The sequence below is a fragment of the Pseudomonas sp. RV120224-01b genome (assembly GCF_003208145.1).
GTDB classification, from domain to species: Bacteria; Pseudomonadota; Gammaproteobacteria; order Pseudomonadales; family Pseudomonadaceae; genus Aquipseudomonas; species Aquipseudomonas monteilii.
Genome location: NZ_QKMQ01000009.1, coordinates 41,656 through 61,160 on the forward strand (window position 1 = coordinate 41,656; position 19,505 = coordinate 61,160).

18 protein-coding genes are annotated in these 19,505 nt (G+C 64.4%); 11 read left to right on the plus strand and 7 right to left on the minus strand.

Annotated elements, in window-relative coordinates:
* The first annotated feature begins 2 nt into the window (after nt 1–2).
* The gene (locus tag N436_RS15395; protein ID WP_110741476.1) at nt 3–437 is read left to right on the plus strand and encodes a pseudoazurin; all 435 of its coding nucleotides are present in this window, start codon (nt 3–5) and stop codon (nt 435–437) included.
* Complete coding sequence (locus N436_RS15400) at nt 434–1,771, plus strand: OprD family porin (RefSeq protein ID WP_110741477.1); 1,338 nt, start codon at nt 434–436, stop codon at nt 1,769–1,771. The genes N436_RS15395 and N436_RS15400 overlap by 4 nt, the downstream gene beginning before the upstream one ends.
* Before the next feature lie 136 nt (nt 1,772–1,907).
* On the opposite strand, the gene N436_RS15405 is transcribed toward N436_RS15400, so the two are convergent.
* A complete protein-coding gene (locus N436_RS15405) occupies nt 1,908–2,231 on the minus strand; it encodes a hypothetical protein (RefSeq protein WP_105947998.1) in 324 nt (107 codons plus the stop codon).
* 120 nt (nt 2,232–2,351) lie between these two features.
* Nucleotides 2,352–2,849: a GNAT family N-acetyltransferase gene (locus N436_RS15410; protein ID WP_105948032.1), complete on the minus strand. Its 498-nt coding sequence runs from the start codon at nt 2,847–2,849 to the stop codon at nt 2,352–2,354.
* A 130-nt stretch (nt 2,850–2,979) separates the two neighbouring features.
* On the opposite strand from N436_RS15410, the gene N436_RS15415 reads away from it, so the two are divergent.
* From N436_RS15415 to N436_RS15455, 7 genes are all read left to right on the plus strand, one after another.
* The gene (locus tag N436_RS15415; protein WP_110741478.1) at nt 2,980–3,459 is read left to right on the plus strand and encodes a hypothetical protein; all 480 of its coding nucleotides are present in this window, start codon (nt 2,980–2,982) and stop codon (nt 3,457–3,459) included.
* A 75-nt stretch (nt 3,460–3,534) separates the two neighbouring features.
* Nucleotides 3,535–5,106, plus strand: coding sequence for a sensor domain-containing diguanylate cyclase (locus tag N436_RS15420; RefSeq protein WP_105947997.1), 1,572 nt, complete (start codon nt 3,535–3,537; stop codon nt 5,104–5,106).
* Nucleotides 5,107–5,223: 117 nt separating this feature from the next.
* Nucleotides 5,224–6,000 carry a ParA family protein gene (locus N436_RS15425; RefSeq protein WP_105947996.1) on the plus strand — a complete coding sequence of 259 codons (777 nt, stop codon included), beginning with the start codon at nt 5,224–5,226 and terminating at the stop codon, nt 5,998–6,000.
* A 169-nt stretch (nt 6,001–6,169) separates the two neighbouring features.
* Nucleotides 6,170–6,580, plus strand: a complete 411-nt coding sequence (locus N436_RS15435) for a DUF2946 family protein (protein WP_105947994.1) — start codon at nt 6,170–6,172, stop codon at nt 6,578–6,580.
* 68 nt (nt 6,581–6,648) lie between these two features.
* Nucleotides 6,649–8,799, plus strand: a complete 2,151-nt coding sequence (locus tag N436_RS15440) for a TonB-dependent siderophore receptor (protein WP_110741480.1) — start codon at nt 6,649–6,651, stop codon at nt 8,797–8,799.
* Nucleotides 8,800–9,048: 249 nt separating this feature from the next.
* Nucleotides 9,049–9,807, plus strand: coding sequence for a hypothetical protein (locus N436_RS15450; protein WP_110741549.1), 759 nt, complete (start codon nt 9,049–9,051; stop codon nt 9,805–9,807).
* Between the two features lie 151 nt (nt 9,808–9,958).
* On the plus strand, nt 9,959–11,296 hold the full coding sequence (locus N436_RS15455) for an MFS transporter (protein ID WP_110741481.1): 1,338 nt from the start codon (nt 9,959–9,961) through the stop codon (nt 11,294–11,296).
* Nucleotides 11,297–11,457: 161 nt separating this feature from the next.
* Here N436_RS15455 and N436_RS15460 read toward each other — a convergent pair whose 3' ends face one another.
* Genes N436_RS15460 through N436_RS15470 form a run of 3 tightly spaced genes read right to left on the minus strand, consistent with a single transcriptional unit; the run spans nt 11,458 to nt 17,081 of the window.
* Nucleotides 11,458–14,604: an efflux RND transporter permease subunit gene (locus N436_RS15460; protein ID WP_104835129.1), complete on the minus strand. Its 3,147-nt coding sequence runs from the start codon at nt 14,602–14,604 to the stop codon at nt 11,458–11,460.
* Nucleotides 14,605–14,620: 16 nt separating this feature from the next.
* The gene (locus N436_RS15465) at nt 14,621–15,835 is read right to left on the minus strand and encodes an efflux RND transporter periplasmic adaptor subunit (RefSeq protein WP_110741482.1); all 1,215 of its coding nucleotides are present in this window, start codon (nt 15,833–15,835) and stop codon (nt 14,621–14,623) included.
* Nucleotides 15,828–17,081: a TolC family protein gene (locus N436_RS15470; protein ID WP_110741483.1), complete on the minus strand. Its 1,254-nt coding sequence runs from the start codon at nt 17,079–17,081 to the stop codon at nt 15,828–15,830. Before N436_RS15470 ends, N436_RS15465 begins: the two co-directional genes overlap by 8 nt.
* Nucleotides 17,082–17,286: 205 nt before the next feature.
* Between N436_RS15470 and aroQ the strand changes: the two genes are divergently transcribed.
* Together aroQ and N436_RS15480 are read left to right on the plus strand one after the other, a co-directional pair.
* Nucleotides 17,287–17,736: a type II 3-dehydroquinate dehydratase gene (gene aroQ, locus N436_RS15475; protein WP_016714675.1), complete on the plus strand. Its 450-nt coding sequence runs from the start codon at nt 17,287–17,289 to the stop codon at nt 17,734–17,736.
* Nucleotides 17,733–18,581 (plus strand): shikimate dehydrogenase, encoded by an 849-nt coding sequence (locus N436_RS15480; RefSeq protein WP_110741484.1) that lies wholly within the window; start codon nt 17,733–17,735, stop codon nt 18,579–18,581. The genes aroQ and N436_RS15480 overlap by 4 nt, the downstream gene beginning before the upstream one ends.
* Nucleotides 18,582–18,698: 117 nt before the next feature.
* Here the strand turns inward: N436_RS15480 and N436_RS15485 are convergent, their stop codons facing one another.
* Both N436_RS15485 and N436_RS15490 read right to left on the minus strand, forming a co-directional pair.
* Nucleotides 18,699–19,214 (minus strand): thioredoxin family protein, encoded by a 516-nt coding sequence (locus N436_RS15485; protein WP_110741485.1) that lies wholly within the window; start codon nt 19,212–19,214, stop codon nt 18,699–18,701.
* A 10-nt stretch (nt 19,215–19,224) separates the two neighbouring features.
* A complete protein-coding gene (locus N436_RS15490; protein ID WP_016714678.1) occupies nt 19,225–19,500 on the minus strand; it encodes a DUF2790 domain-containing protein in 276 nt (91 codons plus the stop codon).
* Nucleotides 19,501–19,505 lie beyond the last annotated feature (5 nt).

Sequence of the window (19,505 nt, forward strand, 5' to 3'; positions counted from 1 at the left end):
CGATGCCGCTGCGCCCCCTCGCCTTGCTGCTTGCCAGCACCCTGCTCGCCCCGGCCGCGCTGGCCGACGTGCACGAAGTGAAAATGCTCAACCGTGGCAGCGAAGGCGCGATGGTGTACGAGCCGGACCACTTGCGCATCGCGCCCGGCGACACCGTGCGCTTCCTGCCCACCCAGAGCGGGCACAATGCGGCCAGCGTGCCAGGCCTGCTGCCCACCGGGGCCAAGCCCTTCAAGAGCAAGCTGAACCAGCCGTTCGAACAGACCTTCAGCGAGCCGGGCGTGTACGGCATCCAGTGCATTCCGCACCTGGCGATGGGCATGGTGATGGTTATTCAGGTAGGTGACGCATCGGCGACCGAACTACCCGCCAACTTGCCGGCCCGGGCCAAGGCCCGCTTTGCTGCCCAGTTGCAGAAGCTTGAGGCCGCGCAATGAGCCGGTTGTTGTTGGCGCTGCCGCTGCTGGGGCTGGCGCCGTTCGCCCAGGCCGACTCCGCACAGTCGCAAAGCAACGGTTTTGTGGAGGATGGCAGCTGGAGCATCCTCAACCGCAGCGTGTTCGACCAGCGCGACTACAAGCATGGCGGGCGCAACAGTTCCGCACGAAATGCCTACAAGCCACGCAGCGAACGCAGCGGCAAGGCTGAAGAATGGGCCTACGGTTTGATGGGTACCTTCCAGTCCGGCTTTACGCAAGGCCTGGTTGGTGTCGGCGTCGATGCCCACGCCTACCTGGGCGTGCAACTGGACAGTGGCGGCGGGCGTGCGGGCAAAGCGCGCTTGCTGGGGGTCGATAACGACGGGCACCCAAAGAACGAATACAGCCGCGCAGGCGCGGCATTGAAACTGCGCATGGCCAATACCGTGTTGTCCTACGGTGAGCAGCGGGTCAAGACCCCGGTGTTCAGCTCTTCCGACAGCCGCTTGTTACCCGAGACCGCCACCGGTTTCTTCCTCACCAGCAACGACTTCGACACCCTCAAGCTGGTGGCCGGGCACTTCAACGAGAGCACCGACCGCAATGCCACAAGCCACGACCAGGGCTTTGTGGTGAACTACTCCAACGGCAAACAGGGCAACAGCTTCGACCTGGCCGGCGTGGTCTGGAACCCGGGCGCCAGCTTCAGCGGCAGCCTCTACACCTCGCGCTACGAGGACAGCTGGAACCAGCATTACCTGGGCAGTACCCTCAGCCATGCGCTGGATAACCGCCGCAGCGTCAGCCTGGACCTCAACCTGTACCGCACCACCGACACCGGCAAGGCGCTGTCCGGGCGCATCGACAACACCACCTGGAGCTTGGTATCGCGCTATAACCAAGGGCCGCACGGGTTCAGCCTGGGCTGGCAGCAGGTAGACGGCAACACCCCGTTCGACTACGTGACGCGTGGCGCGATCTTCATTGCCAACACGGTGCAGATGTCGGACTTCAACGCACCGAACGAAAAGTCATGGCAGGCACGCTATGACCTGAACATGGGGGCCTATGGGGTGCCAGGGCTGAACCTGACAGCGCTGTACGTGCGCGGGTTCGATATCGACGGCACGCATGTCGACCCGACTGGCGGGTATGCGTACCTGGGGTATGGCAAGGGCGGCAAACATTGGGAACGCGACCTGGAGGCGCGGTATGTGGTGCAGAGTGGCAAGGCCAAAGGCACCACGTTCTCGCTGCGGCATAACGTGCACCGGGGGAACACGGCGCAGGCGGAGCTGGATGGTGACCAAATTCGCTTGGCGGTGGAATGGCCACTTTCGGGTAGTTTCTAAGGTACGGTGATGCCTGGATGGGGGCTGCTTTGCAGCCCATCGCCGGCAAGCCAGGCTCCCACAGGTGTAGCGCAATGCCCGAGCCTGTGGGAGCCTGGCTTGCCGGCGATGGGCCGCATAGCGGCCCCAGTAACTTTCAGGCAACCGAGCTGCCTGCAGGCAGCAAGCCCCACTCCGCCCGTTCCTGCACGCTCATCGTCGCCAACACCTCGGCAAACGTCCGCTCAAGCTCCGAACTGACATTGCCAAATACCCGGTAATTGGTCAGCAGGTAGCGCTTCACCGTCCTCGGCCAGCGCCGTTCCTTGTGCGCCGCATTGATGATCCCTTTGGCATCATGCCGCGTCGCGCCACGCCACAAGTCCATCAACCTGTTCTCGAAATCGCCGAAGGTCCACAGGTCTCTGCGGTCGTCGAACTCGTCCAGCAGTTTAAGTTTGTACAGGGCCATGTATGCCATCGTGAGTCTCCCTCGGTGCAGTGAAAAGCCTTGCATGAGGGAAGGTAAGCAAGCCGGGGCGCCCTGAACATGAACGCGTCGATCACGCCGAAAAGGCCGTTGTAGGCGCTTTCCCACAAATCAGCGCAGCCGCAGTTGCATGTGCGTGGTCTGCCAGACCGGGTCTTGCTCCACGTCCACCACCGCAAACCCATGCCGTTCCCAGAACGCAATCGCACCCGGGAGAAACGGATGCGTATGCAGGTACAGGCAATCGATTCCCGCCTGCACCGCCTGCTCGCGCAATGCACTGAACAACGCGCCCGCCAGCCCCTGCCTGCGATAGGCCGGCAGCACGAACAGGCGCACCACCTCCACTACCCGCCCGGCGTGATAGTCAAGCTGGGCAAAACGATGGTCATAGGGCACATAGCCGATCACGGCAACCAGCCGACCGTCATCGCGGGCTTCAAGAAAGCACCCCGCGCCGTCCAGGTAGGTTTCGGCAAAGTGCGCAAGGTCGTGCGGCAAGGGGGCCGCGACAAGCATCGGGAACAGCTCGCGGCGGGCGCTTTCGACAAACGCCACGACTTCGGCAATGGCGACGCGCGCGACAGGTTGCAGGGTCCGGTTCGGCATGGGGCTGCTGGCAATGGTTGGAAGGCTGGGTTCTACACCAGCGTGCCGGTCAAGGCAAATCACGGGGCTCGTCGCGGCCATGCGGACATCGGTATAATCGGCAGTCTTCACTGCCCGACCAGGCCACGCCATGCCTCGCTTCCAGAAGTTGCTGTTGCCCCTGCTGCTGACTGCCGCCCTTACCGCCTGCGACCAGAAGCCCACCCGTGAAGAACAGATAATCGCCCAGCTACCGCTGCAGGATGCCTACACGCACAATATCGAGCGCATGGCCACGCTGCTCGGCCGCACTCACCCGCAGCTGTCGCAAGCCACCATCCAGGGTGTACTGCGCAAATACCTCACCGTCGAGGACCAGCACCAGGACCTGTTCCGCCTCTACAGCGAGAAGAATTTCAGCGACGCCGAGTTCGCCACCATCGTCGAAGCCACCCAGGACCCGGCCAAGGCCCGCGCGCTGGAAGACACCGAAGCCGGCAGGCGCCTGAGCGAAAAGCTCACCGCCCTGATGCGCGAAACCGCCCGCGATGTGAAGGTGCAGGCGCTGGTGGAGCGACGCATGCAACAGGTGGAAGACGAGCTGAATGCGCTGGACAGGGCAGGCTCCTGAATGCAGCGCCCGTTCACGCGCTAGTGCATATGGCTGTTCCCATTTCTTAGCTATTTTCAAAGCCCGAGGTCAGGATTGCCACACGCCAAGCACGGATTGCGCCTGGATCTACGAACACTCATTCTGGTGCTCTGCGCCCTTACGGCCCTGGTCATGCTGTGCGCCAGCTATTTCGCCAGCTACCGGGTGCAGCGCCAGCTGCTGATCGACCACGCCCTGGAAGCCAACCGGGTGTATGCGACGAAACTGGCGGCCATCACCGAGACCTTCATCGGCAACGCCTTGCAGCAGCTTTCATTCAGCGCCGGCGTGCAGGGCCACCAGTTGAGCGACGCGGCAGCACTGCAGGTGGAGACCGACCGTGTACTGGGCCAGAGCATGGCCTTCAACTCCACGTTCGTGATCGATGCCAACGGCGTGCTGCTGGCGATTTCCCCAGCCTCGCTACGCCACTTTGTCGGCACCCGCATGCAGTCGCCGGGTGCTCAGGAAGCCCTGCACGAACGCCGCCCTCTGGTTTCCACACCCTACCTGTCGGCGGCCAACAACCTGGTGGTGGCGTTGTCGCACCCCATTTTCGACAGCAACGGCCGTTACCTCGGGTACGTGGGTGGCAGCCTGTACCTGCGAGAACGCAACATCCTCAACAGCCTGCTGGGCGAGCACTTCTACAAGGACGGCTCGTACCTGTATGTGGTCGACCGCAACCGCCGCCTGCTCTACCACCCCAACAGCCAACGGGTAGGCACCGTGGTGGAAGGCAACGCGCTGGTCGACCAACTGGCGACACTGGACAGCGGTACCCGGCAACTGACCAACAGCCTGGGCGTGGAAATGCTGGCCGGGTACGCCACCGTGCCCAGCGCCGGCTGGGGCGTGGTGGCGCAGCAGCCGCTGGCACAGACCGTAACGCCGCTGAGCCACCTGATTCTCAACGTGATCGGCACCTCCGCGCCCTTCGCGCTGGTGGGCTGCCTGCTGCTGTGGTGGCTGGCCCTGACCATTGCCCGACCACTTTGGCAACTGGCCGCCGGCGCCCGTTCGATGGACCGTGCCGGTACAGCCGAACGCTTGCACCGGGTGCCCGCCTGGTACTTCGAGGCGGCCGAGCTCAAGCGCGCGCTGTTGTTCGGGCTGAACCTGCTGCAAGAACGCATCGGCAGGCTTGACCGTGACGCCCAGACCGACCCGCTGACCGGCCTGGGCAACCGCCGCAGCCTGGAACTCAGCCTGTCGTTGCTGGAAGCCGAAGGGCGGGCATTTGCGGCCATCGCGCTGGACATCGACCATTTCAAGCGGGTCAATGACAGCCATGGGCACGAGGTCGGTGACCAGGTGCTGCGCCAGCTGGCCGAGCTGATGCGCCGGTGTTGCCGCGAAGGGGACCTGCTGTGCCGCACCGGCGGCGAAGAGTTTCTGATGATGCTGCCGGGGGCCAGCCTGGAGGTGGCCGCGGTGGTGGCTGAGCGCTTGCGGGTTACCGTGCAGGATACGCCGCTGGAACCTGTGGGGGCGGTGACCATTTCGCTGGGGGTGGCGCGCTGGGATGGCGAGGCAGGCGGTGAGCCTGTGGAAACACTGAGCGAGGCTGACCGGGCGCTTTACCGGGCCAAGCAGGAGGGGCGCAATCGGGTGGTCATCGCCTGACCTGTGAGGCGGCAAAGATGAAACGTGCAGTTGTAACAATGTCTGTCATAAAACTGTCGTGTTCCCGTCATAGGATTGACCTCAACCTGACATTTTCACTTCATGGATGAGCGTCTCATGCGTCGTGTGGTTTTCAATCAGAAAGGGGGCGTCGGCAAATCCAGCATCGCCTGCAACCTTGCGGCTGCCAGTGCCGCCGAAGGCTACCGGACATTGCTGGTCGACCTCGACCCACAAGCCAATGCCACCTACTACCTGACCGGCCTGGTGAACGACGCCATTCCAGCCGGCATCGCCGACTTCTTCCGCCAGACCTTGTCACCGGTCACGGCCGCCGGCAAGAAGCACCGCGTGGCAATAACCGAAACCCGCTACAGCAACCTGCACCTGGTCACCGCCAGCCCCGACCTCAGCGACCTGCAAAGCAAGCTGGAGAGCAAGTTCAAGATCAACAAGCTGCGCAAGCTGTTGGTGGAACTGGGCGAGGACTACGAACGGATCTATATCGACACCCCGCCGGCGCTGAACTTCTACACCTTCAGTGCGCTGGTGGCGGCCGAGCGCCTGCTTATCCCGTTCGATTGCGACAGTTTCTCGCGCCAGGCCCTGCACTGTGTCATGGCCGAGGTCGAGGAACTGCGCCAGGACCACAACCCGGCGTTGCAGGTAGAAGGCGTGGTCGTCAACCAGTTCGCCGGGCGTACTGCACTGCACCAGACCCTGGTTGACCAGTTGCGCGGCGAAGGCATGCCGGTGTTGCCCGTCTACCTGAGCAGTTCGATCAAGATGCGTGAATCGCACCAGGCGTCGGTGCCGTTGGTACACCTGGCGCCTCGGCACAAACTGGCGATGGAGTTTGTCGATTTGCTGGACCTGCTCGAACGCGCTGCCTGACAGACCCTGGGGACGCTTTGCGTCCCTTTCGCGACGCAAGGCCGCTCCCACAAGGTACTGTGATTTCCTGTGGGAGCGGCCTTGTGTCGCGATGGGCTGCGCAGCAGCCCTGAAAATTGTACAGCCAAAGAGCTACCCGACCGTTCATCCGGATGGTAGATTCGCCGCCATGAAAACCACCCGGCACACTCGCACGCTGACTGCCTGGACGCTCTACGCCAGCGTCCTGTTCAGCCTGTTGCTGTGCGGCCTGCACCATGGCCAGATGGGCGGGCTGCGGCTGGCCGGGCTGGAGGGCGGCTTCTGCTCGGTGAACAGCGAACACGGCGTGGCCATCGACCTGGACGGCGCCGGCGGTGACCAGCACATGGCCCAGCTGGACTGCCCGGTGTGCTCCTCGTTCGGCCTGGCCGTACCGCTCAGCAGCGGTGGCTGGTCTTTCACCCCGGCGCAAGCCGTGGCCACCTCGCCCATCGTCGTGCGCAGCTGGGCACAACCGCCACCGCGCTATCAACGCCCCGCCCTCAACCCCCGCGCCTCCCCCACCGCCTTCCCCGCCGCTGTAATGCCTTTCGCCTGACGTCAGCCGGGCACGCCTGCGTGCGCGCTCGCCGTCAGCCATGACCTTTGCGTGGAAGACACACCAACATGCTTCGTAACACCTCCCTGGTGCTCCTGATGGGCACCTGCAGCTTCGCCTGCGCCGAAATCGCCCCCGTTGAACTGGGCGCCACCACCATCGACGGCGAACGCGATGCCGCCAGCGGTGTGCAACTGGACGAACCGATCCGCACCGGCTCGCGCCTGGGCCTCACCGCGCGGGAAACACCCGCCTCGGTCAGCGTCTCGGACCGCCGCCTGATCGAAGAACGCGGCGCCAAGGACAGCCAGGACGTGATCAACGCCATGACCGGCGTGAACGCCTCGGCCAACCCAGGCTTTGGCGGCTTCGTTGCCTACCGCGGCTTTACCCAGAACCAGGTCACCCAGTTGTACAACGGCATCAACCTGGGCTACAGCAGCGCCACCCGGCCAGTGGATGCCTGGGTGCTCGACAGCGTCGAGCTGATTGGCGGGCCGTCTTCGTTCCTGCATGGTGCCGGTGCCGTGGGCGGCTCGATCAACTACATCACCAAACTCGCCAGCCGCGACCAGCAGACCCTTGACGGGCGTATCCGCTATGGCAGTTTCGACGACAGCGAGGTGGCGTTCGGAATCAACCAGGCGCTGGCCAGCAACCCCGCTGACGCCCGCCATTTCATGCGCCTGGACTTCAGCCGTGGGCAGGGCAACGGTTACGTCGACCGCAACGAACGGCACACCGACAGCCTGGCCTTTTCGCTGCTCAGCGACCTGGCCCCCAACCTCACCCACACCCTGGCGCTGGAGTACCAGGAAGACCGCGAAGACAGCCCCTACTGGGGTTCGCCGATCCTGCCGGGGCGCAGCACGATGAAGATCGACAACAGCCGCCGCTTCGAAAACTACAACGTCGCTGACGGCCGCTATGAGCAGCGCGTACGCTGGCTGCGCTCGATCCTCGACTACCAGGTCAGCGACAGCACCAGCGTGCAAAACACGCTGTACCACTACAACGCCCAGCGCGACTACCGCAACCTTGAACGCTATGCCTACACCTCCGCTGGCCAGGTGCAACGCAGCAGCCCTTACCTGCAGCGCCACGACCAGAACCTGCTGGGCGACCGCATCGAGCTGCGCCACGACAACCAGCTGTTCGGCCTGGCCAGCCAGTGGTCATTGGGGCTGGAATACTCACGCATGCGCCAGACCCTCTACCCCACCTCGGGCAGCTGGAGCGACGTGGTCGATGCCGAGCACTTCAACCCTGGCAGTTTCGATGACATCCCCGGGGTGAATGCCGGCCTGACCAAACAACGTCGCCACGAGGTGATCAACCGTGCGGTGTTTGCCGAAAACCGCCTGCAACTCACCGAGCGCCTGGCCCTGCTGACCGCCTTGCGCTACGACTACCTGGACATGGAAGTCACCAACTACGGCGCCGTGACGCCCACCTCGCCGGCCTATTTCGAACGGCGCTGGGAGCCGCTGTCCGGGCGTATCGGCCTGACCTATGCACTGACGCCTTCGGCCAGCCTGTATGCGCAATACAGCACCTCGGCCGACCTGCCCGCCGGCTCGCTGGCAGCCGCGACCTACTCCAATGTGGGGTTGTTCGACCTGTCCAAGGGCGAGCAATGGGAAGTGGGCAGCAAGTTCGACTTCCTCGACAGGCGAGGTGCGGCCACCCTGGCGCTGTATCAGATCGTGCGCAAGGACTTTGCCGTGCGCGACTCGAACGACGCCAACCTCACGGTCCAGGCCGGGCAGCAGACTTCACGCGGGGTGGAACTGTCCGGGCGCCTGCAGGTAACGCCAAAACTGCTGGCCGAAGCCAACTACGCCTACGTCGATGCGCAGTACGACGAATTCAACGAGGCCGTCAACGGGGTATCGGTCTCGCGCAAGGGCAATGCACCAACCAACGTACCGGCCAATGTCGCCAACCTGTGGCTGACCTACAGCCTGTCGTCGGCGTGGTCGGTGGGCGCGGACGGGCGCTACGTGGGTTCGGTGTATGCCGACAACGCCAACAGCCTCAAGGCCCCGGCCTACACGCTGTTCGGCACGTTCGCCCGCTACCGGCTGGACGAGCACACCACGCTGACCGGGCGGGTGCGCAACCTGACCGACGAGGTGTATGCCAAGCAGGCCTACAACAGCCAGTACTACATGGGGCCGCCGCGCACCTTCGAGCTGGCGCTGGATATGCGCTTCTGACCATAAGCGCATTTCCCTGTGGGAGCGGGCATGCCCGCGAACACCGGCGCAGCCGGTGCCATCCACCGCGTCGCCTGCTTCGCGGGCTTGCCCGCTCCCACAGTGATCGCGCCAGCTTCAGGTTTTGTGCAAGACAGCTGCTCCACATTTCTCCATACAAACCACACAAAACCCTCAAGCATTTCGAATAATATTGGCTCTCATTACCGCCGGCATGTAGGCCGGCTTTCTCACATCAAGGAAGTTTCTGTGTTCAGATCGTTGTCTCCGGTAATCGCGGCCACCGCACTCATCGCCTTATCGGGTTGCCAGAACCGGCCTGCCTCCGAAGAAGATAAACAGGCGCGCAAGACATTCGTCAGCGACATGCAGCAAGTCCTGAAACTGGGCATTGCCACCGCCGACACGGGCAAGCAGATTGGCGTGGTCATGCTGGACGTCAAACTCGACCAGAACTCCGCGCCCGTCAGCTGCAAAGCCAGCAAGGCGCCGATGAGGTACGAAACGGTATTGCCTGCCGACCTGGTCCGCTCGGACTTCAAGGCGTTGGCCAGCATGGTCGAGGCGCAATGCTGGAAGACCATCTACCCCGTGGTGCCGAAGTCGCTGCGCGATGAGGACGGTACAGTAGAAGTACGTGCGCCGATGTTCGTGGACCTGCCCGCTGCCGCCCAGGCACCGGATACCCCACGGCGCCAGGCCAATGCTCAACGTGAGTTCTTCTGGCAGCACCTGCTGCGCGATCAGCCGGTGAACAGCATTGGCAGAGCCTCGCTCTACTATGAAGCCAATGCACAAGGCAAAGTCCAAGGGTGCCTGGTGCAGATTTATCCCCACCCGAACCGGCCGGACGACTTCCGCCTCGATGGCAAGCTGCAGGCCGAACTCAACAGCCGCTGCATGGCGCTTGATGTGAGCCAGCTACCGGGCTTCAGCACCGACGCGCACGGCCTGGCCAAGGGTTACAGCGAGCTGGAATACGCCCCCTGGAAAGTAGGCCGGCTGTAAACCGCCACAGCGGTTGAATCAGGTATCCCGAGGTCGCCCTCGACAAAGCACGCTCCAGCGCCCGGCGATCTACTGGCAAGCACAACAATGAGGGCGCGGCCCGACCGCGCCACCTTCATCATGCCTGCCAATGGAACCGGAGAGCACTCGCATGTCCGCACCTCATGAGGTATCCCCCGCCACCCTGCGCAGGGTGATCGCCGCCTCGGCCATCGGCAATTTCGTCGAGTGGTTCGACTTCGCCGTCTATGGCTTTCTCGCCACCTTGATCGCCAGCCAGTTCTTTGCCAGCGAAGACGCCAGCGTGGCCTTGCTCAAGACCTTTGCCGTCTTTGCCGTGGCCTTTGCCCTGCGCCCGCTGGGCGGGATCGTGTTCGGCGCGCTGGGCGACCGCCTGGGGCGCAAGCGCATCCTGTCGTTGACCATTCTGCTGATGGCAGGCTCCACCACCCTGATCGGCCTGCTGCCGACCTACGCCAGCATCGGCTTGGCCGCCCCTGCGTTGCTGACCTTGGCGCGCTGCCTGCAGGGTTTTTCTGCCGGTGGCGAATATGCCGGGGCCTGCGCGTACCTGATGGAGCATGCGCCCAACGACAAGCGCGCCTTCTATGGCAGCTTCGTGCCGGTCTCGACTTTTTCCGCCTTTGCTTGTGCAGCGGTAATCGCTTACGGGCTGGAAGCCAGCCTGTCAGCCGAGGCCATGAACGCCTGGGGCTGGCGCATTCCATTCCTGATCGCCGCACCGCTAGGGCTGGTCGGCCTGTACCTGCGCTGGCGCATGGAAGAAACCCCGGCGTTCCGTGAAGCCATCGCCCAGGGCAAAGAGCACGAGCATTCGCCGCTCAAGGAAACCCTGCGTAATCATGGCCGGGCCATTCGCAACCTGGGGGCGTTCATTTCGTTGACTGCGCTGTCGTTCTACATGTTCACCACCTACTTCGCCACCTACCTGCAACTGGTGGGCAACCTGACCCGCGCGCAATCGCTGCTGGTGACCACCGTGGCGTTGCTGTTCGCCGCCGTCGGCTGCCCACTGGCCGGGGCGTTCTCGGACCGTGTGGGGCGGCGCAAGACCATTGGTTTTACCTGCCTGTGGGTGATGCTGTGCGTGTTCCCGGCGTACTGGCTGGCCAGTTCGGGCTCGATGTCCGGCGCGCTGATCGGGGTGATTTTGCTTGCGGTGGGAGCGTTGTGCAGTGGCGTGGTTACCGCAGCGCTGCTGTCGGAAAGTTTCCCTACCCGCACCCGCTATACCGCTTCGGCGATTACCTACAACGTGGCCTATACGCTGTTTGGCGGCACCGCGCCGCTGGTGGCAACCTGGCTGATCGGGCAGACCGGCAGCAGCCTGGCACCGGCATTTTACCTTGTGGTGATTGCACTGGTGGCGTTGGTGGGGGGACTGGCGTTGCCGGAGACTTCGCGGATTTCGTTGCATGATGAAGTGGGAGCCGACCGCGTGCAGCCTGGAGCCCGTAGTACCGTTTGAGATCTTTGGGGCTGCTTTGCAGCCCATCGCAGCGGTTCGTCGCCACGACAAGCCAGCTCCCACAGGTACAGCATAATTCCTGAGCCCTGCACTGTACCTGTGGGAGCTGGCTTGTCGTGGCGACGAACCGCTGCGATGGGCCGCACAGCGGCCCCAAACTATCAGCCCTCCTGCACCTCTTCACGCCGATACGCCCACTGATACAACGCCGGCAACACCAGCAACGTCAGCGCTGTAGAAGACAGAATCCCGCCAATCACCACCGTCGCCAGCGGCCGCTGCACCTCCGCCCCGGTCCCGGTCGCCAAGGCCATCGGAATGAACCCCAGCGACGCCACCAGCGCGGTCATCAAGACTGGCCGCAAGCGCGTCAGCGCGCCCTCTTCCACGGCCGCTCGCAGGGTACGCCCTTCTTCGCGCAACCCACGGATAAAGGCAATCATCACCAGCCCGTTGAGCACTGCCACGCCTGACAGCGCAATGAACCCCACACCCGCCGAGATGGACAGCGGAATGTCCCGCAACCACAGCGCCAGCACCCCGCCGGTCAAGGCAAACGGGATGCCGGTGAACACCAGCAGGCCATCCCTGAGGTTGTTGAACATCATCAGCAACAGCGCCATGACCAGCAGCAAAGCCACCGGCACCACCACCTGCAAGCGCTCGGCCGCCGACTGCAGCTGCTCGAACTGGCCCCCCCAGCGCGTCCAGTAGCCCGGCGGGATCTGAACCTGGCCAATGAGCGTCTGTTCAGCCTCTTCGACAAACGAGCCCAGGTCACGCCCACGCACGTTGGCACTGACCACCACCACGCGCTTGCCATCCTCGCGGCTGACCTGGTTCGGCCCCAGCTGCAGGTTCAGCGTGGCCACCTGCGACAGCGGAATAAAGCCGATTTGCGCAGCACCGGCTGTGGCACTGGCCGGCACCGGAATCAGCAGGCTGCCCAACCCGTCCACATCGGTGCGCAAGGTTTCGGGCAGGCGCACCACCATGTCGAAGCGGCGGTCACCTTCATACAGCGTACCAGCCGTGCGACCCCCTACGGCGATGGCGATGGCGTCCTGCACGTCACCCACGTTCAGGCCATGGCGGGCGGCCTTGTCACGGTCGATGTCGATGGTCAGCACGGGCAGGCCGGTGGTCTGCTCAACCTTCACCTCAGAGGCACCCGGCACGCGCTGCAGGCTGCTGGCGATCTGCGCGGCGGTGCGGTTGAGCACGTCCATGTCGTCTCCGAACAGCTTTACCGCCACATCGCTGCGCACCCCGGAAATCAGCTCGTTGAAGCGCAACTGGATCGGCTGCGACAGCTCGTAGTTGCTGCCCGGTACGCTGGCCGCCGCACGTTGTACTTCGGCAATCAGCTCGTTACGCGGCTTGCCCGGGTCTACCCACTGCTCGCGCGGGCGCAACATCACGTAGGCGTCGGAAATGTTCGGCGGCATCGGATCGGAGGCGATCTCGGCGGTGCCGGTGCGGGCAAACACCCGCTCCACTTCCGGCACCTGGGCGATGATCGCCTGCTCCAGGCGCTGTTGCATGTCCACCGACTGCGACAGGCTGGTACCCGGCACGCGCAGGGCCTGCAAGGCAAAGTCGCCCTCGCTGAGGCTGGGGATGAACTCGCTGCCCATGCGGCTGGCCATCACACCGGACAACAGCACCAGAGTGGCCGCTGCGGTAAACGCCAGCTTGCGCCGGCCCAGCACCCAGGCCAGCACCGGGGCATAGCGCTGGCGCGCCGTGCGCATCACCAGGCCTTCTTCTTCCTTGACCTTGCCGGTGACGAACAGGGCGATGGCCGCCGGCACAAAGGTGACCGAGAGAATCATCGCACCCAGCAGGGCCATGACCACGGTAAAGGCCATGGGGTGGAACATCTTGCCCTCGACCCCGGTCAGGGCAAAGATCGGCAAGTAAACCACCATGATGATCAGTTGCCCGTAGATCAGCGGCCGGCGCGCTTCGCGGGCGGCGGCAAACACCTCATGGAAGCGCTCGCTGCGGGTCAGCATGCGGCCATGGCGTTGCTGGGCGTGGGCCAGGCGGCGGATGGCGTTTTCCACGATCACCACGGCGCCATCGACGATGATGCCGAAGTCCAGCGCGCCCAGGCTCATCAGGTTGGCGCTGACCTTGTTGCTGAACATGCCGGTGAAGGTGAACAGCATCGACAGCGGGATGACCATGGCGGTGATCAGCGCAGCGCGGATGTTGCCCAGGAACAGGAACAGCACGGCGATGACCAGAATGGCGCCTTCGACCAGGTTCTTCTTTACCGTGGCGATGGCTTTTTCCACCAGGTTGGTGCGGTCGTACACCGTCACCGCCACCACGCCCTTGGGCAGGTTGCGGTTGATCTCGACCAGTTTGGCGGCAACTGCCTGGGACACTGTGCGGCTGTTTTCACCGATCAGCATGAACACCGTGCCCAACACCACTTCACGGCCGTTTTCGGTGGCCGCGCCCGAACGCAACTCTTCACCCAGGCCAACCTCGGCCACATGGCTGACGCGGATCGGCGTGCCGTCCACGCTGGATATGACGATATTGGCGATGTCTTCGGCCGAGGCCACCTGGCCCGGCGCCCGGATCAGCAACTGCTCGCCATTGCGCTCGATGTAACCGGCACCCACGTTGGCGTTGTTGCGCTCCAGCGCGCCGATCAGGTCGTTGAGGGTAAGCTTGTAGGCCGCCAACCGCTTGGGCTCCGGCGCAATCAGATACTGCTTGGCGTGGCCGCCGATGCTGTTCACTTCGGCCACCCCCGGCACATTGCGCAGCTGCGGCTTGATGATCCAGTCCTGGATCACCCGCAGGTCGGTCGGCGTATAGGGCGTGCCGTCCTCCTTCAGGGCGCCCTGTTCGGCTTCCACGGTCCACAGGAAGATCTCGCCCAAGCCGGTGGAAATCGGCCCCATGCCTGCTTCGATCCCTTCGGGCAACTGCTCGCGGGCCACTTGCAGGCGCTCGTTGACCAGCTGGCGGGCGAAGAACAGGTCGGTGCCGTCATCGAAAATGACCGTGACCTGCGACAGGCCCGAGCGCGACAGCGAGCGGGTCTGCTTCAGCCCTGGCAGGCCCGCCATGGCCGTCTCGATGGCAAAGGTAATGCGCTGCTCGGTTTCCAGCGGCGAGTAGCCGGGGGCGGCGGTGTTGATCTGCACCTGGACGTTGGTGATGTCCGGTACAGCGTCGATCGGCAGTTTCTGGTAGCTGTGGATACCCACCGCGGCCATCAGGACCACGGCCAGCATCACCACCAGGCGCTGCTCGATGGCGAATTGGATCAGGCGTTCGAACATGCAGGCGTCCCCGTGATCAGTGGCTGTGCTCGGCCGAGCCTTTGCCCAGTTCCGACTTGAGGACAAAGCTGCCGGCGGCGGCCACCTGGGTACCGGCGGCAAGACCGTCAGTGATTTCTACCTGGCCAGCGTCGCGCCGGCCGGTTTTCACCGGGCGAGCCTCGAAACCTTCTTCAGTGCGGGCAAACACAACGGTTTGCTCTTCCCAGGTTTGCAGGGCGTTTTCCGGCACCGCGACAGCAGCATTGAAGCGTTCGACGCTGACAGCCACATTGACGAACAACCCGGGGCGCCAGGCGCCGTTAGGGTTGGCCAGGGTGGCACGCACGGTGGCGGCACGGTTCTGCTCGCCAAGCAGGCTGCCAACGTAGTTGACCTTGCCCTCGACCTGGGCGCCCAGGTCCGGTGCGCTGACCGTGACATTGCGGCCGGTCACCACCTTGTCCAGGTCACGCGGGGCCACGGCGAAGGTAGCCCACACCCGGCTCAGGTCAGACAACGTGAACGCATTGCTGGTCTCGTCGACCACTTCGCCCACGGTCAGGTGCTTTTCCACCACCACTGCATCGAACGGGGCGCGCAGCTCATAGCGGTTGCCAGCGCCAGCCGGGCCCACGGCGGCGACCTTCTGCCGGGCGTTGGCCAAGGCGATCTCGGCCTCCTGCAACGCCTGGCGTGCCTGCAGGTAATCCTGTTCGGCACTGATGCGTTCCTGCCACAGCTGCTGTTCGCGCTGGAAGGTCAGGCGCGCCAGTTCCAGCCGGCGCTGGGCGGCCTGCTGCTCGCTGCGCAGGTCCGAAATCTGCTGGCTGGCGATCACCGCCAGTACCTGGCCGCGCTTGACCGCCTGGCCCAGCTCGGCTTGCACCGCCTCGACCACGCCGGGTACACGCGGCACCACGTGGGCCGTACGGTCTTCGTCGAAGCGGATTTCCCCCGGAAAACTGATAGCGGTACCCAGTGCCCGAGGGCCGGCGGTAGCCAACTGCACACCGGCGGCCTCGATCTGGGCGATGGACAGGTGCAACTGGCCCTCTTCTTCGCCGTGGCCCTCCTCTTCGTGGCCTTCGCCGGCTTTCTCGGTGCCATGGCCGTGGTCGTCTTCGCCGTGGTCATCGTGCCGGGCTTCTGTTTTCGACGCCTGGCCGAGGTTGCCGGTCCAGGCCAGGCCGCCCAGGCCGAGCGCGGCCATGGCGGCAACCAGAAGGGCTATCTTGCGTGGGTTAGTCATTGTTGCTCCTGCTGTTCAAGGGGGTGCTCAGGCCATCGAGGTCGCCATAGATCCGCTCGACCTGCGCCCGTGCATCGGTCGCCGAGGCCAGTGCTTCGAGGTACAGCCCGCGTGCCTCGATCAGCGTGCGCTGGGCGTCAAGCACATCGAGGAAGGCGAACTTGCCCATCTCGAAGCCACGGGTGGCGGTGTCCACGGCCTGCTGCGCAGCTGGCAGAATGGTGCGGTCGTAGGCGTCCACCTCCTGCATCGCCGTGTGCCACTGGCTGACAGCGCTACGGGTTTCACTGCGCAGGCGCAGCTCCACGGCGTTACGCAAGTCACGCGCCTGGTCGGCACGGCGCGCGGCTGACATCACGTTGCCCTGGTTGCGGTCGAACAATGGCAAGGGCATCGACAGACCGACCACGTTGACGCGTTCGCGGTCCTCGCGGCTGTACTGGCTGCCGAGGCTGACGGTGAGGTTGGGTATGCGCTGGGCCTTTTCCGATCCCAAGGCGGCTTCACCACGCTCGACCTGGGCGGCGGCCAGGCGCCATTCGACCGTTTGCTCGACCTGGTCGAGCAAGGTGTCGGCCCTGGGCGCAACGCCAGGTGAAAGGTTGGCGGCCTGCAACTGGTCGAAACCTGCCAACGGGCTGCCGGTCAGGCGTGCCAACGCCTGGTAGGCCACGCCGCGCTGGGTTTGCGCACGCCGCACTTCGGCCTGGGCCTGGGCCAGTTGCACCTGGGCACGGGTGGCCTCTACGGGTGATGACTGGCCGGCAGTGACCCGCCCCTGTACCACCCGCAGCCCGCGCTCGGTCAATGCCTGCGACTGCTGCGCCAGTTCCAGCGCGGTCTGCGCCCGCAAGGCGGCATGGAAGGCCTGCACCACATCAGCCCGCAGGCCATTGCGCTGGCGCTCCAGGTCGAGTTGGGCAATGGCCTGGCCGGCACCGGCCACCGCAATACGTGCGCCGCGCTTGCCGCCCAGTTCCAGCGGCTGGCTGAGGGTGACGGTGGTGGTGCTGGTGTCGCGGCGAGTGTCCTCGACCTCCCAGGACAACTCAGGGTTTGGGATCAACCCTGCCTGGCGCCGCTCGCCGTCGGCAATGCCGACTTCGCGGCCGGCGGCGGCCAGTTCCGGGTTCTGGGCAAAGGCGGCGGCAAGCGCCTGGGGCAGGCTCAGGCTCTGGCTGGCCTGGGCGCTGGTGGCGCTGGCCAGCAACAGGCAGAGCAAGGCGATCTTGCGGGGGATGGGCACGAACAAGTCCTCGTCGACGCGTGTAGGCGAGGGACTGTAAAAAGCCGTGCTTATCGAGGCGGTGTCGGGAACATTACAATTTTGTAAGGTTTGGCTGCGTTCGATAATCGCCCACTTTCCCGGTGCGACGGTCTCGCCCAATTGACGGAACTAACCAGTCAGTACAAAACTACGCGCATCCAACAACAACAAAGCGATGCCCGTCATGAAGCCCCTTATTCTTGTGCTCAACGGCCCTAACCTGAACATGCTGGGCACCCGCGAGCCTGCCCAATATGGCCACGAAACCCTTGCGGACCTGGCGCAAAGCTGTGCCGATACTGCCCATGCCCACGGCCTGGAACTCGAATTCCGGCAAACCAACCACGAAGGCGAACTGATCGACTGGATTCACGCCGCCCGCAACCGCTGTGCCGGTATCGTGATCAACCCCGGCGCCTGGACCCACACCTCGGTGGCCATCCGCGACGCCCTGGTGGCCAGCGAACTGCCGGTCATCGAAGTGCACTTGTCCAACGTGCACAAGCGCGAGCCGTTCCGTCACCTGTCGTTCGTATCGTCCATCGCCGTCGGTGTCATCTGCGGCCTGGGCAGCCATGGCTACCGCATGGCCCTCAGCCACTTCGCCGAACTGTTCCAGGAGCGCACGGCATGAGCCAGCACGCCATCCTCGCCGGCCTGATCGGCCGTGGCATCCAGCTGTCGCGTACCCCTGCCCTGCACGAACACGAAGGTGATGCCCAGGCGTTACGCTACTTGTACCGGCTGATCGACGCCGACCAGTTGCAGTTGGACGACAGCGCCCTGCCCGGCCTGCTCGATGCCGCGCAGCACACCGGCTTCACCGGGCTCAACATCACCTACCCGTTCAAGCAGGCGATTCTGCCGCTGCTCGACGAGCTGTCGGACGAAGCCCGTGGCATCGGCGCGGTGAATACCGTGGTGCTCAAGGACGGCAAACGGGTCGGCCACAACACCGACTGCCTGGGCTTTGCCGAAGGCTTGCGCCGTGGCCTGCCCGACGTGGCACGCCGCCAGGTGGTGCAGATGGGTGCCGGCGGCGCCGGTTCGGCGGTGGCCCATGCCCTGCTGGGTGAAGGGGTCGAGCGGCTGGTGCTGTTCGAAGTGGACGCGGCCCGTGCGCAGGCACTGGTGGACAACCTGAATGCCCATTTCGGCGCAGGGCGGGCCGTGGTTGGCAGCGACCTGGCCACGGCTTTGGCCGAGGCAGACGGGTTGGTCAATACCACGCCGGTGGGCATGGCCAAACTGCCGGGTACACCACTGCCGGTCGAACTGCTGCATGCAAGCTTGTGGGTGGCGGAGATCATCTACTTCCCGCTGGAAACCGAACTGCTGCGTGCGGCCCGGGCGCTGGGATGCCGCACGCTGGATGGCAGCAACATGGCGGTGTTCCAGGCGGTGAAGGCGTTCGAGCTGTTCAGCGGGCGCCAGGCGGATGCGGCGCGGATGCAGGCGCACTTTGCCAGTTTTTCCTGACTGATCGGTGTTGGCTGCTTCGCGGGCTTGCCCGCTCCCACAGGTATCGCGCAAAATTCACTGATTGCGCATATCTTGTGGGAGCGGGCAAGCCCGCGAAGAGGCCGGCACAGGCAATCACCCTTTCTCATCCAGCAAAGCCTGTATCACCCGTTCCTGCCCGCCATAATCCCCTTCGCCAAAGTGCACATGCCGCACCTGCCCCTTGCGGTCGACAAAGTAATGCGCCGGCCAGAACTGGTTGCCCCAGGCATTCCACACGTTGTAATCGTTGTCCACCGCCACCGGATAATCGATCCCCAGCCCGGCCACCTTGTCCCGCAAGGTGCCCACATCATGCTCGTAGTCGTACTCCGGCGTATGCACGCCCACCACCACCAGCCCCTGGTCGGCATACCGCCGTGCCCAGTCGTTCACATGCGGCAGGCTGCGCTGGCAGTTGATGCAGTCCCAGGTCCAGAAGTCCACCAGCACCACCTTGCCCTTGAGCGCCGGCCCATCCAGCGGTGTCGAGTTGATCCACTGGCGGGCCCCCGACAGCGACGGCATCGCACCGTAGCTGTCGCGGGCCATCAGGTGCCCGGCCAGGCCAAGCCCCGTCAGTGCCAGGGCAATACCCCCCACCTTCAGCATCAGGCGACGATCAATTCTCATGGCAACCGCCGGTGGCGTAGGTGCGGTACTGCACGCTTTGCTGCTGGCCCTTGGAGTCGAGGTAGTCCATGCGGGTGTTCACCAGGCCGCAGGCGTTGCTCTGGTCATCCTGCACCGACAGTACTTTCTTCACATCCAGGTGGTCACCGTAGCGGTACTGCATGGCACCGGCATCGCCCATGGGCGCGGTGGCGGCCTGGGCGGCGATAGCGCCGAAGCTGAGCACGGCGAACAGGCTGGCGCTGGCGAAGGTCTTGACGTTCATGGCAT